Here is a 15,687-nt window from a genome sequence, read left to right as displayed (position 1 = left end):
AACAGCATGGCGACAGAGGAACAGCTCGTCGAATATCTCAAGCGGGTGACGACCGAGCTCCACGACAGCAAGAAGCGGCTGCAGGCGGCCGAGGACAAGGACCACGAGCCGATCGCCATCGTCGGCATCGGATGCCGCTACCCCGGGGAGATCGAGAGCCCCGAGGACCTGTGGCGGATCGTGTCAGGCGGGACCGACGCCATCTCCGGGCTGCCCGACGACCGCGGCTGGGACCTGGAGTCGATGTACAACCCCGACCCTGACGCGTTCGGCACCTCGTACGTCCGCGAGGGCGGCTTCGTGAAGGACGTCACGGCGTTCGACCCGGCGTTCTTCGGCATCTCCCCGCGCGAGGCGCAGGCGATGGACCCGCAGCAGCGGCTGCTGCTGGAGACGTCGTGGGAGGCGATCGAGCGGGCCGGCATCGACCCGGCGGCCCTGCACGGCAGCAGGACCGGCGTGTTCGTGGGGGCCAACAGCTCCGAGTTCCTCACGCTGATGACGCAGGCGCCGCCCGAGCTGCAGGGTTACCTGATGACCGGCGTCGCCACCAGCGTGGTGTCGGGCCGCATCTCGTACACGCTGGGCCTGGAGGGGCCGGCCGTCACGATCGACACGGCCTGCTCGTCGTCGCTGGTGGCGCTGCACCTGGCGGTACGGGCGCTGCGCAACGGCGACTGCTCCCTGGCGCTGGCCGGAGCGGTCACCGTGCTGTCGTCGCCCGGCACGTTCATCGGCTTCAGCCGGGTGCGCGCGCTGGCCAGGGACGGCCGCTCCAAGGCGTTCGCCGCCGCCGCGGACGGCATGGCGCTCGCCGAGGGCGCGGGCGTCCTCCTGGTCGAGCGCCTGTCGGACGCCCGCCGCAACGGCCACCCGGTGCTGGCCGTCGTCCGCGGCTCGGCGATCAACCAGGACGGCGCCAGCAACGGGCTCACGGCCCCGAACGGCCCGTCGCAGCAGCGGGTCATCCGCGCCGCGCTCGCCGACGCGAGGCTCGCGCCCGTCCAGGTGGACGCCGTGGAGGCGCACGGCACGGGCACCGAGCTGGGCGACCCGATCGAGGCGCAGGCGCTCATCGCCACCTACGGCCAGGACCGGCCGGAGGAGCGCCCGCTCTGGCTCGGGTCGGTGAAGACCAACATCGGCCACGCGCAGGCCGCCGCCGGCGCCGCGGGCGTCATCAAGATGGTGATGGCGCTGCGCAACGGCGTGCTGCCCGCGACCCTGCACGCGGAGGAGCGCTCGGAGCACATCGACTGGTCGAAGGGCGCGGTGGAGCTCCTGACGGACGCCCGCCCGTGGCCCGCCGGGGCGGAGCCGCGCAGGGCCGGCGTGTCGTCGTTCGGCATGAGCGGCACCAACGCGCACGTGATCATCGAGGAGGCGCCGGCCCCGCCGGCCGCCGCGCCGCCGGCCGAGGACGGGCCGCGCCAGGAGCCTCCCGCGGTCCCCTGGCTGCTGTCGGGGCGCGGCGCGGAGAGCCTGCGGCGGCAGGCCGGGCGGCTGTCCGCGTGGACGCGCTCCCGTCCCGGCGAGAGCCCCGCCGACGTCGGCTGGTCGCTGCTGACGGGCCGGACGGCCTTCGACCACCGCGCGGTGGTGGTGGGCGCCGGCCAGGACGAGCTGCTGGCCGGTCTGGACGGCCTGGCGGACGGCGTGCCGGTGCCCGACGTGGTGCAGGGTGTCGCCGGTGGTGGTGGCAAGTCGGTGTTCGTGTTCCCTGGCCAGGGGTCGCAGTGGCTCGGTATGGGTGTGGAGTTGCTGGAGTGTTCGCCGGTGTTCGCGGCGCGGATGGCTGAGTGTGAGGCGGTGCTGGCTCGGTTTGTGGATTGGTCGTTGACGGGTGTGTTGCGGGGTGAGGACGGCCAGCCGGGTTTTGACCGGGTGGATGTGGTGCAGCCGGTGTTGTGGGCGGTGATGGTGTCGCTTGCGGAGGTGTGGCGGTCTGTCGGTGTGGTTCCGGCGGCGGTGGTCGGGCATTCGCAGGGGGAGATCGCGGCTGCGGTGGTGGCGGGGGCGTTGTCGTTGGAGGACGGCGCTCGGGTGGTGGCGTTGCGTAGTCAGGCGATCGTGGCTCTGGCTGGGCGTGGTGGTATGGCGTCGGTGCCGCTCGGCTCGGGTGAGGTGGGTGAGCTGCTGGCGCGTTGGGACGGCCGGTTGTCGGTTGCTGCTGTGAATGGTCCTGCTTCGACGGTGGTGTCCGGTGATGTGGATGCGATCGATGAGGTGCTGGCTCATTGCGAGGGGCAGGGGGTGCGGGCCAGGCGGATCGAGGTGGATTATGCCTCGCATTCGGCGCACGTTGCGTCCATTGAGGAGGAGCTGGCGCGGTTGCTGGCTCCGGTGAGGCCGCGTGAGGCGGGGGTGGCGTGGTATTCGACGGTGCGGCGGGGGTGGTTGGCCGGAACCGAGGTCGATGCCGCGTACTGGTATGAGAATTTGCGGCAGACGGTGTGGTTCGCTCCGGCGGTGAGTGCTCTGGCGGAGGCGGGTCACCGGTTCTTCGTGGAGGCCAGTGCGCATCCCGTGTTGCAGATCGGCATGCGGGAGACGCTGGAGGAGTCGGGCGTCGAGGCGGTGTCCGTCGGCACGCTGCGCCGCGACGACGGCGGCCTGCGCCGGTTGTGGTCCAGCGCGGCCGAGTTGTGGGTGCGCGGCGTGGACGTCGACTGGGCCCAGGCCTACGCCCCCGCGCGTCCTCGCCGGGTCGACCTGCCCACCTACGCCTTCGAGCGGGAGCCGTACTGGCCGAAGAACATCCAGTCGAACGCCGACCTCACCCAGCTCGGCATGGGCCAGGCCGGGCACCCCCTGCTGGCGGCCACCGTGTCGCTGGCCGACGGCGAAGGCGTGCTGCTCACCGGCCGGCTGTCGCTGAAGACCCACCCGTGGCTGGCCGACCACATGGTCAGCGGGCAGGTGCTGCTGCCCGGCACCGCCTTCGTGGAGCTGGCCGTCAGGGCCGGCGACGAGGCCGGCTGCGACCTGCTGGAGGAGCTGACCCTGCAGGCCCCGCTGGTCCTGCCCGAGCGCGGCGGCGTCCAGGTGCAGGTGGCCGTCGGCGCGCCCGACGAGGACGGGCGGCGGGCGCTGACCATTCACTCCAGGCTCGACGACGAGCCGTGGACCCGGCACGCCACCGGCTTCCTCGCCAGGGACACCGGGGCGGCCGCCTTCGCAGAGGCGTCGTGGCCGCCCGCCGGAGCGACCGCCGTCGGCGCCGACGGCGTGTACGAGCTGCTGTCGGGCATCGGCGTCGACTACGGCCCCGCCTTCCGCGGCGTGCGGGCCGTGTGGCGGCGCGACCGGGAGCTGTTCGCCGAGGTCGCCCTGCCGGAAGGCACCGAGGCCGGCGGCTTCGGGCTGCACCCGGCGCTGCTCGACGCGGCGCTGCAGCCGCTCGCCGTGGGCGACTTCTTCCCCGCCCAGGCCACCGGCGGGCCCGTGCTGCCGTTCGCCTGGACCGGCGTGCGCCTGGCCGCCACCGGAGCCGCCACGCTGCGGGTCCGGCTCGCGCCCGAGGGCGCCAACGCGGTGCGGATCGAGGTCGCCGACGCCACCGGCGCGCCCGTCGCCTCCGTGGACTCGCTGGTCGTCCGCGCGATGGCCGCCGCCGACCTCAAGGCCGCCACCGACCCGCTGCGCGACGCCCTGTTCGCCCTCGACTGGGTGCCCGCAGGCCCGGCCGCCGGCCCGGTCACCGGGCACGACGGCGCCCGGTACGCGATCGTCGGCGGCGACGGCACCCGGCTCACGGCCGCGCTCGAAGCGGCGGGAGCCCAGGTGAGCGCCCTCGACCCGGACGGCGCCACGCCGCACCTGGCGTTCCTGGTGTGCGCTCCCGACCCCGGAGCCGATCCGGCGGCGGGAGCCCGCAACGCGACCGGCGAGGTGCTGGCCGCAGCCCAGGCGTGGCTCGCCGAGGAGCGGTACGCCGACGTGCCCCTCGTCATCGTCACCCAGGGCACGATGGCTCAGGGCGGCGACCTGCCGGTCGCCGCGGTGTGGGGGCTGATCCGTTCGGCGCAGTCGGAGAACCCGGGCCGTTTCGTCCTGCTCGACCTCGACGGCACGGACGAGTCGTGGCAGGCGCTGCCCGCCGCGGTCGCGTCCGGCGAACCCCAGATCGCGCTCGCCGGGGGCGAGGCCCTGGTGCCGCGACTGTCCCGGCAGCGTGCCAACGCACCCGCGGAAGCAGGGGCGGGCTCCGAGGCACCCGTGGACACGCGACCGGCCGCCGCCTCGTGGGACCCCGACGGGACCGTACTGATCACCGGCGGCACCGGCACCCTCGGCGGGATCGTCGCCCGCCACCTGGTGAGCGAGCACGGCGTCCGCCATCTGCTGCTGATCAGCCGCCGCGGCCCCGCCGCGGAAGGCGCGGCCGAGTTGATGTCGGAGCTGACCGCGCTCGGCGCCGACGTCACCGTCACCTCCTGCGACGCCTCCGACCGGCAGGCGCTGGCGGACGTGCTGGCCGGCATCCCCACCGAGCATCCGCTGACCGGCGTCGTGCACACCGCCGGCGCCCTGGACGACGGCGTGCTGTCCGCGCTGACGCCCGAGCGGATCGACACCGTGCTGCGGGCCAAGGCCGACGCCGTGCTGAACCTGCACGAGCTGACCGAGGACCTGCCGCTGACCGCGTTCGTGCTGTTCTCCTCGGCGGCCGGCGTCTTCGGCGGGCCGGGCCAGGGCAACTACGCGGCGGCCAACGCGTTCGTCGACGCCCTCGCCGAGCGGCGCGGAAGGCTCGGCCTGCCCGCGCTGTCGTTGGCGTGGGGCCTGTGGGAGCAGGACAGCGGGCTCACCGGGACGCTCAGCGAGACCGACAGGGCGCGGCTGGCCCGCACCGGGGTCGCGCCGCTGTCCACCGCCGACGGGCTCGCGCTGCTGGACGCCGCCTGCGCCGCGGACCGGGCGGCGCTGGTGCCGATCCGGCTGGAGTTCGCCGCGCTGCGGATGGCGGCCCAGTTCGGGGCGCTCCCCACGATCCTGCAGGAACTGGTCCCCACGTCGAAGCGGCGGGTGGTGGGCAACGACCCGGCCGCCGCGTCGGAGCTGCGCGAGCGCCTGGCCCGCATGCCGGAGTCCGAGCACGCCAGGGTGCTGCTCGACCTCGTGCTCGGCCAGGTGGCGACCGTTCTCGGCTACCGGGACCCCAGCGCCGTCGAGCAGGACCGCCCGTTCAACGAGGCCGGGTTCGACTCGCTGACCGCCGTCGAATTCCGCAACCGCATGAACGCGGCCACCGGCCTGCGGCTGCCCGCCACCCTCGTCTTCGACTACCCGACACCCGCCGGCCTGGTCGAATATCTGCGGACCCGGCTGCTCGACGGGCCACGGTCGGCCGCCTCGGCCAGGACGCAGTCCGGCGAGGAGGAGCCGATCGTCATCGTCGGCATGAGCTGCCGGCTGCCCGGCGGCGTCACCGACCCGGACGGGTTGTGGAACCTGGTGGCCGAGGGCGGCGACGCGATGTCGATGTTCCCCGCCGACCGCAACTGGAACCTGGACGAGCTCTACCACCCGGACCCGGAGCACCCGGGCACCACGTACACCCGCGAGGGGGGCTTCGTCTACGACGCCACCACGTTCGACCCGGCGTTCTTCAGCATCTCGCCGCGCGAGGCCGTGGCCATGGATCCCCAGCAGCGGCTGCTGCTCGAGGGCTCGTGGGAGGCGATGGAGAACGCCGGCATCGACCCGGGCACGCTGCGCGGCAGCCGGACCGGCGTGTACGTCGGCCTGATGTACCACGACTACGGCTTCCACCTGCAGAACCCGACGAGCGACCTGGAGGGCCTGGTCGGCACCGGCATCTCGGCGGGCGTCGCCTCCGGCCGCGTGTCGTACACCTTCGGCTTCGAGGGCCCGTCGGTCACCATCGACACGGCCTGCTCGTCGTCGCTGGTGGCCCTGCACATGGCGATCCAGGCGCTGCGGCGCGGCGAGTGCTCGCTCGCCCTGGCCGGCGGCGTCACCGTGCTCTCCACGCCCAGCGTGTTCGTCGACTTCAGCCGCCAGCGCGGCCTCGCCCCCGACGGCCGCTGCAAGTCGTTCGCCACGGGCGCCGACGGCACCGGCTGGGCGGAGGGCGTGGGCCTGCTGCTGGTCGAGCGGCTCTCGGACGCCCGGCGCAACGGCCACCCGATCCTGGCCGTGGTGCGCGGCACCGCGATCAACCAGGACGGCGCCAGCTACGGCCTGACCGCGCCCAACGGCCCTTCGCAGCAGCGGCTCATCGAGGAGGCGCTGGCCGACGCGCGGCTGACCACCGCCGACGTCGACGCCGTCGAGGGCCACGGCACCGGCACCACGCTGGGCGACCCGATCGAGGCGCAGGCCGTCGTCGCGACGTACGGTCAGGACCGCCCGGAGGACCGGCCGCTCTGGCTCGGCTCGGTGAAGTCGAACCTCGGCCACACCCAGGCCGCGGCCGGCGTCGCGGGCATCATCAAGATGGTGATGGCCATGCGGCACGGCGTGCTGCCGCGGACGCTGCACGTGGACGAGCCCACCACCCACGTCGCGTGGGACGCGGGCGCGGTCAAGGTGCTCACCGAGGCCGTCCCGTGGCCGGAGACGGGCAGGCCGCGCCGCGCGGGCGTCTCCTCGTTCGGCATCAGCGGCACCAACGCCCACGTCATCATCGAGCAGGCCCCGGAGCGGGACGAACCCGCCGAGGCCGAGGAGACCCCGCGCCCGGTCATCCCGTGGGTGTTGTCGGCCAAGAGCGCGGAGGCGCTGAAGGCGCAGGCCCGCAGGCTCCGCGACCACCTGGGCGCCGACCGGCGGGCCGCGGACGTCGCCTGGTCGCTGGCCACGACGCGGGCCTCGTTCAAGCGGCGGACGGTCGTCCTGGGCGCCACCCGCGACGAGCTCGTCGCCGGGCTGGAGTCCGCGCTCGCCGGCACTCCCGCCGACAACGTGATCACCGGCTCGGCCGCCCGTGGACGGACGGCGTACCTCTTCACCGGCCAGGGCAGCCAGCGGCCGGGCATGGGAGAGGAGCTGTACGCGGCCTACCCCGAGTACGCCGCGGCCTTCGACGAGGTCTGCGCCCGCTTCGACCGGCACCTCGACCGGCCCCTGCGCGAGGTCATCACCGGCGACGCCGACCTGCTCGCCCAGACCCGGTACACCCAGGCCGCGCTGTTCGCCGTCGAGGTCGCCCTGTTCCGCTGCCTGGAGGCGTGGGGCGTGCGGCCCGACTTCCTGGCCGGACACTCGATCGGCGAGATCGCCGCCGCGCACGTCGCCGGCGTGTTGTCGCTGGACGACGCGGTCACGCTCGTGGCCGCCAGGGGCGGCCTCATGCAGGCGCTGCCGCCCGGCGGCGCCATGGTCTCGGTGCGCGGCGCGACCGAGGAGGACGTGCTGCCGCTGCTGGCCGGGCACGAGGAGCGCGTCGGCATCGCCTCCGTCAACGGCCCCTCGTCGCTGGTCCTGTCCGGCGACGAGGCGAGCGTGCTGGAGCTGGCCGAGCGGCTGGCCTCGCGCGGCTGCAAGACCAGGCGGCTGACCGTCAGCCACGCGTTCCACTCGCCGCTGATGGAGCCGGCGATCGAGGAGTTCGTGAACGTCGCCCGCGGGCTGGCCTTCCAGCCGCCGGAGATCCCCGTCGTCTCCAACGTCACCGGCGAGCTCGCCACCGTCGAGGAGCTGACCTCGCCGGAGTACTGGGCCCGCCACCTGCGCCAGGCCGTGCGCTTCTGCGACGGCGTACGGACCCTGCGCGACCAGGGCGTGTCCACCTTCATCGAGCTCGGCCCCGACGCGGTGCTGTCCGCCATGGTGAAGGACTGCCTGGACGGCTGGACCGGGGTGGCCGCTCCGGCGCTGCGCCGCGACCGGGCCGAGACCGGCACCCTGATCGAGGCCCTGGCCCAGGCGTACACGCACGGGGTCGGCGTCGACTGGGCCGCCGTGATCGGCTCAGGGCGGGCCGTGCCGCTGCCCACCTACCCCTTCCAGCGCCAGCGGTACTGGCCCGACCCTCCTCGCCAGGAGGAGGACGTACGGCCCGACCAGGGGCTCTGGGACGCCGTCGGCCGCGACGACCTCGACGGCCTGCTCGCGGTGCTCGGCCTGGAGAGCGGCGCCACGGTCGCCGACCTGCTGCCCGCGCTGGCCCGGCTGCGCGGCCAGGACGGCGCCGGCCACGGGGACGTGCGTTACCAGCTCGGCTGGCGCCCCCTCACGGACCTGCCCGCCCCCGCGCTCTCCGGTACCTGGCTGGTGGTGGGGGACGACGCCGCACCGGTGGAGGCACTGGCAGCGGGGCTGGCCGCCCACGGGGCGGACACGGTGGTGCTGCCCCAGACGCCCGGCTCTTCCGGCGGAGGCGCGGCTGACACCGTCGTGCTGCCTGGTACCTCCGACGGTGGCGTGGCGGGCATCGTGTGCCTGCTGCCGGACGGCGTGCGGGCTCCGGCGGTCCCCGAGGGTTCGGCGCCGGTCTGGTTCCTCACCCGCGGCGCGATCCAGGTGGTGCCGTCCGACCGCGTGGCCGGACCCGAGACGGCCGCGGACTGGGGCGGCCTCCGGAGCGCGGCCGGCGAGGGGCTGCTGCGGCGCGGCGGGCTGATCGATCTGCCGGTCAGGCTCGACGACCAGGCCATCCGCCGGTTGTGCGGGGTCCTGTCCGGGCTGACGGGCGAGGCCGAGGTGGCCGTACGCTCCGGCGGGGTCTTCGCCCGCAGGCTGCGGCCCGCGCCGCCGCGCGGCACCCCGGTCGGTCGCGAGTGGCGGCCCGGCGGCACGGTCCTGCTGGCGGGCCACCTCGACGAGACCGCCACGGAACTGGCCAGATGGGCCGCCCGCAACGGCGCGGAACGGGTCGTCCTCACCGAACCGGCCGCCGGCCTCGAAGGCGAGCCGGGCGTGACCGTCCTCACCGGACCGGCCGCCGGCCCTCCGGGGGAGCCGGGCATGACCGGCCTCGCCGCGGCCGCGGGTGTCCTGAACCCGACCGGCGCGGTGAACGGGCATGCGGGCGCCGGAGGGGTGTCGGCGGTCGTGTGCACGACGGCGGAGGCGGCTCGCGTGCTGGACGAGCCGGCCAGAGCCGCCGGCGTGGGAATCTTCGTCATGCTGGCCCCCGCGCGGGCCGCCTGGGGCGGGGACGGCGCCGAGGCGTACGAGTTCTTCGCCGCGCTGGCGGACGAGCGGCTGGCCGCGGGACAGCCCGCGCTGGCCGTGGCCGCCGGGCTGAAGGAGCCCGGGGACGCGGCGTCGGCCATCCGCCACGCGCTGCACCAGGGCGACAGGACGCTCGTGCTCGCCGACACCGACTGGGCCGCGCTCAACGCGTCCGGCCACGTCCGGCTGCTGGAGGAGATCCCGCAGGCGGCCGGGGAGGATGACGGCTCCGGCGAGGCCGTCGACGACGCGGCGGCCTTCCGCCGGCTGCTGTCCGGCAGTCCGGCCGAGGAGCACCGGGACATCGTGCTCGGCGTGGTGCGCGGCGAGGCGGCGGCGATCCTGCAGCTGCCCATGCCCGACGCGGTCGAGCAGGACGCGGAGTTCTTCGAGCTCGGCTTCTCCTCGATGGCCGCGGTGGAGCTGCGCAACCGGCTCGTCGAGCTGACCGGCATCGAGGTGGCGGCCGACGCGATCTACGACTACCCGACCCCGGCCGAGCTGGCCGAGCACCTGCTCGCCGAGGCCATGAGCTGAGCCATCCCGGCTGAGATCGCGGTCGGCCCGCGAGGCCCCCGCCGAGGAAAGGACGGACACGTGCTGGATGGATGCACCCCCTGGCCTGAGGAGTTCGCCGAGCGGTACCGTTCGGCCGGCTACTGGCGCGACGAGACGCTGGGCGAGCTCCTGCGCGGGCTGGCCCGCTCGTACCCCGGCAGGACCGCCCTCGTGGCGGGCGGGGAGCGGTGGAGCTATGCCGAGCTGGACGCCAGGACCGACCGGATGGCGGCCGGCCTGCACCGGATCGGCATCGGCGCCGACGACCGCGTGGTCGTGCAGCTGCCGAACATCCCGGAGCTGGTCACGCTGATGTTCGCGCTGTTCAGGATCGGCGCCCAGCCGGTCCTGGCGCTGCCGGCCCACCGCAGCAGCGAGATCACGTACTTCTGCGAGTTCACCGACGCGGTGGCGTACGTCATTCCCGACGTGCACGTCGGCTTCGACTACCGAGGGCTGGCCGCCGAGGTGACGGCGCGGGTGCCCACGCTCAAGCACGTGCTGGTCGCGGGGGATCCGGGGGACTTCGCCGCGCTTCCCCTGGACGGCGATCCGGTCGACCTGCCCAGGCCCGACCCCGCCGGCGTGGCGCTCTTCCTGCTGTCGGGCGGGACGACCGGCGTTCCCAAGCTGGTGCCGCGCGCCCACCAGGAATGGTCGTACAGCGGGCGCGCGGTGGCCGAGGCGTGCGACTACGGCGAGGAGACCGTTCACCTGGTGAGCCTGCCGCTGAGCCACAACTGGCCGCTGACCCACGGGCTGCTGGCCACCTTCCACGCGGCCGGGACCCTCGTGCTGGCCCCGGGCCCCAGCCCGGACGAGGCTTTCCCGCTCATCGAACGGGAAAGAGTGACCGAGACCGGGCTGATCCCTGGCGCGGCGCTGCTGTGGATGGAGGCGGCGGAGTGGGACGAGTACGACCTGTCCAGCCTGCGGCGGGTCACGATCGGCGGGACGAAGCTCCAGCCCGAGATGGCCCGCCGGGTGGAGCCCGCGCTGGGCTGCCGGCTCCAGCAGGCCTTCGGCATGGCCGAGGGGTTGTGCGGGTTCCACCGGTGGGACGACCCGCAGGACGTGGTCCTCGTCAGCCAGGGGCTGCCCGTCTCCCCGGCGGACGAGGTCCGGGTCGTGGACGAGGACGACAGCGACGTCGCTCCCGGCGAGGTGGGCCGGCTCCTGGCGCGCGGCCCGTACACGGTGCGGGGGTACTACCGGGCACCCGAGCACAACGCCAGGACGTTCACCGCAGACGGCTTCTACCGGACCGGAGACCTGGTACGGCTGCTGCCGACCGGGCATGTGATCTTCGAAGGACGCGTCAAGGACCAGATCAACAGGGGGGCGGAGAAGATCGCGGCCGAGGAGGTGGAGAACCACCTGCTCGCCCATCCAGGTGTCAGGGAGGTCGCCCTGGTCGGCCTGCCTGACGAGGTGCTCGGCGAGCGGACCTGCGCCTGCGTGGTGCCTCGCGGCACGGCGCCGACGCTGGCGGAGCTCGCCGCCTTCCTGCGCGACCGCGGTGTCGCGGCCTTCAAGTTCCCCGACCGCCTGGAGATCGTTCCCCGACTCCCGCTCACCCCGCTCGGCAAGGTCAGTAAGAAGACGCTCGCCGGCATGTTCCACTGACCCCACGCACGCAGAGGACGATCGCCGATGCACGTCGTAGACATCGACCTGCAGGGTTTCCGGGAAGTGCACGCCAAAGCGACCATCGAGGCGCGCAACAACGCGTGCCCCGCCCTGGCGATCTGGCGCCAGGACATCGGCCCCTTCGATCCGGCCGGGCTGCTCAGACCGCTGTTCGAGCGGTCCACGCGCACCTTCGTCTGGGTGTCGCCCGAAACCAGCGTCATCGCCATGGGCAGCGCCACGGACTTCACGCATTTCGGCCGCGACAGGTTCGCCGGCATCCGGCGCGGCTGGGAGAAGGCGGCCAGGACAGCCGTGGCCGACGGTCCCGGAGCGCGTGGCGTTCCTGCGCTGGTCGGCGGCTTCGCCTTCGCGCCGCGTCCCGGTTCGTTGCCGGAGGCCCTGATGTGGGTGCCGCGCGTGCTGATCACGCAGGACCGGGACGGCAGGGCCACGCTGGCGCTCAGCGTGTGCGTCGACCCGCGAGGCACCACGGCCGACGGTCCCGCGCGGACGGCCGCGGACGCCGCCGCCCTGCTCGGCTCCGCCGGGGTGCGGCCATGCCCCAGCCCGCAGCTCGCGGGCACGAACATGATCGAGGTCCCGTCGGCGTCGGAGTGGAAGGCGCTGGTCGCGCACACCGTCGAGCAGATCCGGCGCGGCCGGTTCGACAAGGCGGTGCTGGCCCGGCAGTTGCGGGTCACCTCGCCCTGCGGCTACGACCTGCCCTCGGTCATGGGGACGCTGCTCGACACGCAGCCGGGCAGCACCGCGTTCGCCGTGGCGGCGTACGGGCAGGCTTTTGTCGGCGCGACGCCGGAGCGGCTGGTCAGCCTGCGCGGCGGGCGGGCCGAGTCGATGAGCCTGGCGGCGTCCATGCCCCGCGGCGCGACCCCGGCGGAGGACGCGTGCCTGCGCGCGGCCCTGCTGGAGGACGACAAGTCCCGGCGCGAGCAGAAGATCGTCACCGCGACGTTGCGGCGCGCGTTCGAGCAGGTCTGCGGCACTGTCACGGTGCCGGACGAGCCGCACGTGCTCGACCTGCCCAACCTGCGGCACCTGCACACCCGCATCGTCGGCGAGGTAGCCGACCCGGAGTCGGCCAGCGTGCTCGACCTCGTCGAGCGGCTGCACCCGACGCCCGCCGTCGGCGGGCAGCCGCGGCGCGCGGCGCTCGAGTGGCTGGGCGAGGCCGAGCCCTTCGACCGCGGTTGGTACGCCGGCCCTGTCGGGTGGATGAACGACGACCAGGAGGGCGACTTCGCGGTGGCCATCCGCTCGGCCCACCTGGAGGAGGGCACCGCCACGTTGTACGCGGGGTGCGGGATCGTGGCGGGTTCCGACCCGGACGCGGAGCTTGAGGAGACCCGGTTGAAGTTCCGTCCCATGCTTAATGCCCTGGCGGTTCCTTTATCGGAAGGGGCACCCTATAGACGGGTCGAGTGCAAAGATCTTGACTGATGGTGTGGAAGCAGCGCTCCATCTCCCGTCTGTGAAGGGACTGGAAAAATGATCGAAATAACCGATTTGACCAAGCGTTATGGCAATAAGACGGCAGTGGATGGTTTGTCATTCAATGTCCATCCTGGGCGGGTCACCGGTTTTCTCGGACCCAACGGGGCGGGCAAATCGACCACCATGCGGGCGATCCTCGGCCTCGACCGTCCCCATGCCGGGAGCGTGACGGTCAACGGGCGCGCCTACGTCGGCCTGCCCCGGCCGATGCGCGAGGTGGGCGCCCTGCTCGACGCCCGTGCCGTGCACCCCCGGCGCACGGCACGCAACCACCTGCTCTGCATCGCCCAGACCAACGGGATCCCCGCCAAGCGCGTGGACGAGGTCCTGCAGGTGGTCGGGCTGGAGTCGGTGGCGCGCAAGCGCGCTGGAGGCTTCTCGCTGGGCATGGGGCAGCGGCTCGGCATCGCGGTGGCGCTGCTCGGAGACCCGAAGGTGCTGTTATTCGACGAACCCGTCAACGGGCTCGACCCCGAGGGCATCAAGTGGATCCGCGAGCTGATGCGCGGACTGGCCGCCGAGGGCCGCACCGTCCTCGTCTCCAGCCACCTGATGAGCGAGATGGCGCAGACCGCCGACCACCTCATCGTCATCGGCAAGGGAAAGCTGATCGCCGACATCGGGATCGCCGAGTTCATCCGGCAGGGCTCCAACGTGCTCGTACGCGCCGACGACCAGGAGCGGCTCGCCGCCAAGCTGACCGAGGCCGGCGGCACCGTGCTCCCCGGCGCCGACGGGGCGCTCATCGTCACCGGCCTGGAGGCCAGGGAAGTCGGCAAGGCCGCGCTCGACGCCAAGGTGGTGCTGACGGAGCTGACGCCGCAACGTTCCCTGGAACAGGCGTACATGGATCTGACCCGTGACAGCATCGAGTTCCAGGCGAGTGTGGCATGAGCGTGGCGTTCGCGGACACCGTCCGCTCCGAATGGACCAAGTTCCGGACGATCCCGTCCAACATCCCCACCATGCTGACCGCCGTCGCGCTCATGGTGTTCCCCGGCGCCCTGACCGCCAACGGCGCCAGCGAGAACTACCAGGCCGCCTCCGAGGCCACCAGGGCGGTGTTCGACCCCGCCTACATCAGCATGTACGGCGGGTTCCTGTTCGCCCAGATCACCGTGGGAGCGCTGGGCGTGCTCGTGGTGACCCACGAATACGCCACGGGCCTGATCCGCACCAGCACGACCGTGGTGCCGCGGCGCGGCCGGCTGCTGGGCGCCAAGGTGGCCACGTTCGCGCTGATCGCCCTGCTGATGGGCTGGGTGTCCAGCTTCGGCTCGTTCTTCCTCGGGCAGGCCGTGCTCGGCTCCGGCGGCGCCCCCACCGCCTCCCTCGGCGAGCCGGGCGTCCTGCGCGCCGTCGTCGGCATGGGGCTCCTCTGGGTGCTGGTCGGCCTGTCGGGCGTGGCGCTGGGCGGCCTGCTGCGCTCCACCATGAGCGCCACGACCGTGCTGGTCGCGGTCAACTTCATCATCCCGATCATCGGGCCCAGGCTGCTGCCCGACGGGGTCGGCGCCTGGGTGCAGACGTACTGGCCCATCCAGGCCGGCCTGCAGATCACCACCACCGTGCAGAACGCCGAGCGCATGCTCCCGTGGCCGGGGTTCGGGGTGATGGCCGCCTTCACCGCCGTGCTGCTGATCGCGGCGTTCGCCCTGTTCCGCTCCCGCGACGCCTGAGCCGCGTCCATTCCCGCGTCGCCTGAGCCGCTCCCGCTCCCGCCTCGCCTGAGCCGCCTCACCCGGCACCCGGCGCGCCACCCCGCGCGCCGGGTCCGCGGCATGCCCGCGCCCTCCCGCACTGGGGCCGACCGGCCGATTTAGTGGGCTGCTAGGGGTTACCCGCCTTATCCCGCCTCGCAAATACTGATGTCGCTTGACCGGGAAATCCTGGCGGGGAGGAGCGTTAAACAATGGCGCCGAATTTCGCGAACGGTCAGTGCCGGTCCTTTCGGGGCGACGGGCTGCCGGATCTGCTGGTACGTGACACGGAAACCGGCGAGCTCTTCGTTCACCCGCACAGCGGTGAGTTCAACGGGACCGATACGTTCCGCGCGCCGGTGAGGATCGGGGACGGATTCGGCTGGTGGCGTTTCTTCTTCGTCCGCGCCGTGGACGCGTCCGGCGACGGACGCGCCGACATATGCGCTTTCAGCACCAGCGAATACGACATCAATCCCGGCGAGAACGGCGAATTCGGTTTCTTCCTGCTGCGCAACCTCGGCGGGCCCGGCGAGATCGGCCCGTTCGCCGAACCGCTCCGCGTGTCCAGCAAGCGCGACGACGGCCGCGAATGGGAGACCATCGGCTTCGCCGACGTGACGGGCACCGGCACCGACGACACGTTCGGCCGGGGCAAGAACGCCGGCAACATCGACCTCTTCCCGCACCGCGACCAGGGCGTCGTCAGGAACGACACCTACGACAAGGAGCCGGTGCGGCTCGTCGACGTCGACGTCGACGACTTCCCCGTCGCGATGGCCGACTTCACCGGCAACGGCACGCCCGACCTCCTGGTCCGCCGCGCCAACGGCGACATGGACCTGTTCGAGTTCGCCGGCAAGCCGGGCACGACGGCCGAGGGCACGTGGTACACCGTCGCCCGCGGCTGGCAGGACATGCGCATCATGACGCTCACGGACATCGACCTCGACGGGCGGCCCGACCTGCTCGGCCTGCGCCCCGACGGCACGCTCGACGCGTACGCGCACTCCGGCGCCTTCAACCCCCAAGCTCCGCTCGACCTCTTTCGTGAGCCGGTGACCGTGGCCACCGGATTCGGCAAGTACGACGTCGTCAGCTGACCACGCAAGAGCGTTTCCCCGCCCTGTTCCCGCTCCGT

The 15,687-nt window shown here is 73.2% G+C and carries 6 protein-coding genes; all 6 read left to right on the top strand.

Annotation, left to right across the window (positions count from 1 at the left end):
• Window positions 1-6 precede the first annotated feature (6 nt).
• The 6 genes from ABGB14_RS47300 (at window position 7) to ABGB14_RS47275 (ending at window position 15,649) form a co-directional block, all read left to right on the top strand.
• Window positions 7-9,681 carry a type I polyketide synthase gene (locus ABGB14_RS47300; protein WP_347650452.1) on the top strand — a complete coding sequence of 3,225 codons (9,675 nt, stop codon included), beginning with the start codon at window positions 7-9 and terminating at the stop codon, window positions 9,679-9,681.
• 60 nt (window positions 9,682-9,741) lie between these two features.
• The gene (locus tag ABGB14_RS47295) at window positions 9,742-11,328 is read left to right on the top strand and encodes an AMP-binding protein (protein WP_347650451.1); all 1,587 of its coding nucleotides are present in this window, start codon (window positions 9,742-9,744) and stop codon (window positions 11,326-11,328) included.
• Window positions 11,329-11,355: 27 nt separating this feature from the next.
• The gene (locus tag ABGB14_RS47290; protein ID WP_347650450.1) at window positions 11,356-12,792 is read left to right on the top strand and encodes an isochorismate synthase; all 1,437 of its coding nucleotides are present in this window, start codon (window positions 11,356-11,358) and stop codon (window positions 12,790-12,792) included.
• Between the two features lie 48 nt (window positions 12,793-12,840).
• Entirely contained in the window at window positions 12,841-13,740 is a 900-nt protein-coding gene (locus ABGB14_RS47285; RefSeq protein ID WP_347650449.1) for an ABC transporter ATP-binding protein, read from the top strand.
• On the top strand, window positions 13,737-14,525 hold the full coding sequence (locus ABGB14_RS47280; protein WP_347650448.1) for an ABC transporter permease: 789 nt from the start codon (window positions 13,737-13,739) through the stop codon (window positions 14,523-14,525). Before ABGB14_RS47285 ends, ABGB14_RS47280 begins: the two co-directional genes overlap by 4 nt.
• A gap of 233 nt (window positions 14,526-14,758) precedes the next feature.
• Window positions 14,759-15,649 (top strand): VCBS repeat-containing protein, encoded by an 891-nt coding sequence (locus tag ABGB14_RS47275; RefSeq protein ID WP_347650447.1) that lies wholly within the window; start codon window positions 14,759-14,761, stop codon window positions 15,647-15,649.
• Window positions 15,650-15,687: the final 38 nt, after the last annotated feature.

The sequence above is a fragment of the Nonomuraea sp. B10E15 genome, from assembly GCF_039871615.1.
Classification (GTDB): Bacteria; Actinomycetota; Actinomycetes; order Streptosporangiales; family Streptosporangiaceae; genus Nonomuraea.
This window is presented reverse-complemented; position numbering and strand designations above follow the sequence as displayed.

What these genes read in the sequence shown, in the direction of transcription:
- ABGB14_RS47300 (WP_347650452.1), top strand. Translation starts at nt 7, where the DNA reads ATGGCGACAGAGGAACAGCTCGTCGAATATCTCAAGCGGGTGACGACC.
- ABGB14_RS47290 (WP_347650450.1), top strand. Translation starts at nt 11,356, where the DNA reads ATGCACGTCGTAGACATCGACCTGCAGGGTTTCCGGGAAGTGCACGCC.
- ABGB14_RS47285 (WP_347650449.1), top strand. Translation starts at nt 12,841, where the DNA reads ATGATCGAAATAACCGATTTGACCAAGCGTTATGGCAATAAGACGGCA.
- ABGB14_RS47280 (WP_347650448.1), top strand. Translation starts at nt 13,737, where the DNA reads ATGAGCGTGGCGTTCGCGGACACCGTCCGCTCCGAATGGACCAAGTTC.
- ABGB14_RS47275 (WP_347650447.1), top strand. Translation starts at nt 14,759, where the DNA reads ATGGCGCCGAATTTCGCGAACGGTCAGTGCCGGTCCTTTCGGGGCGAC.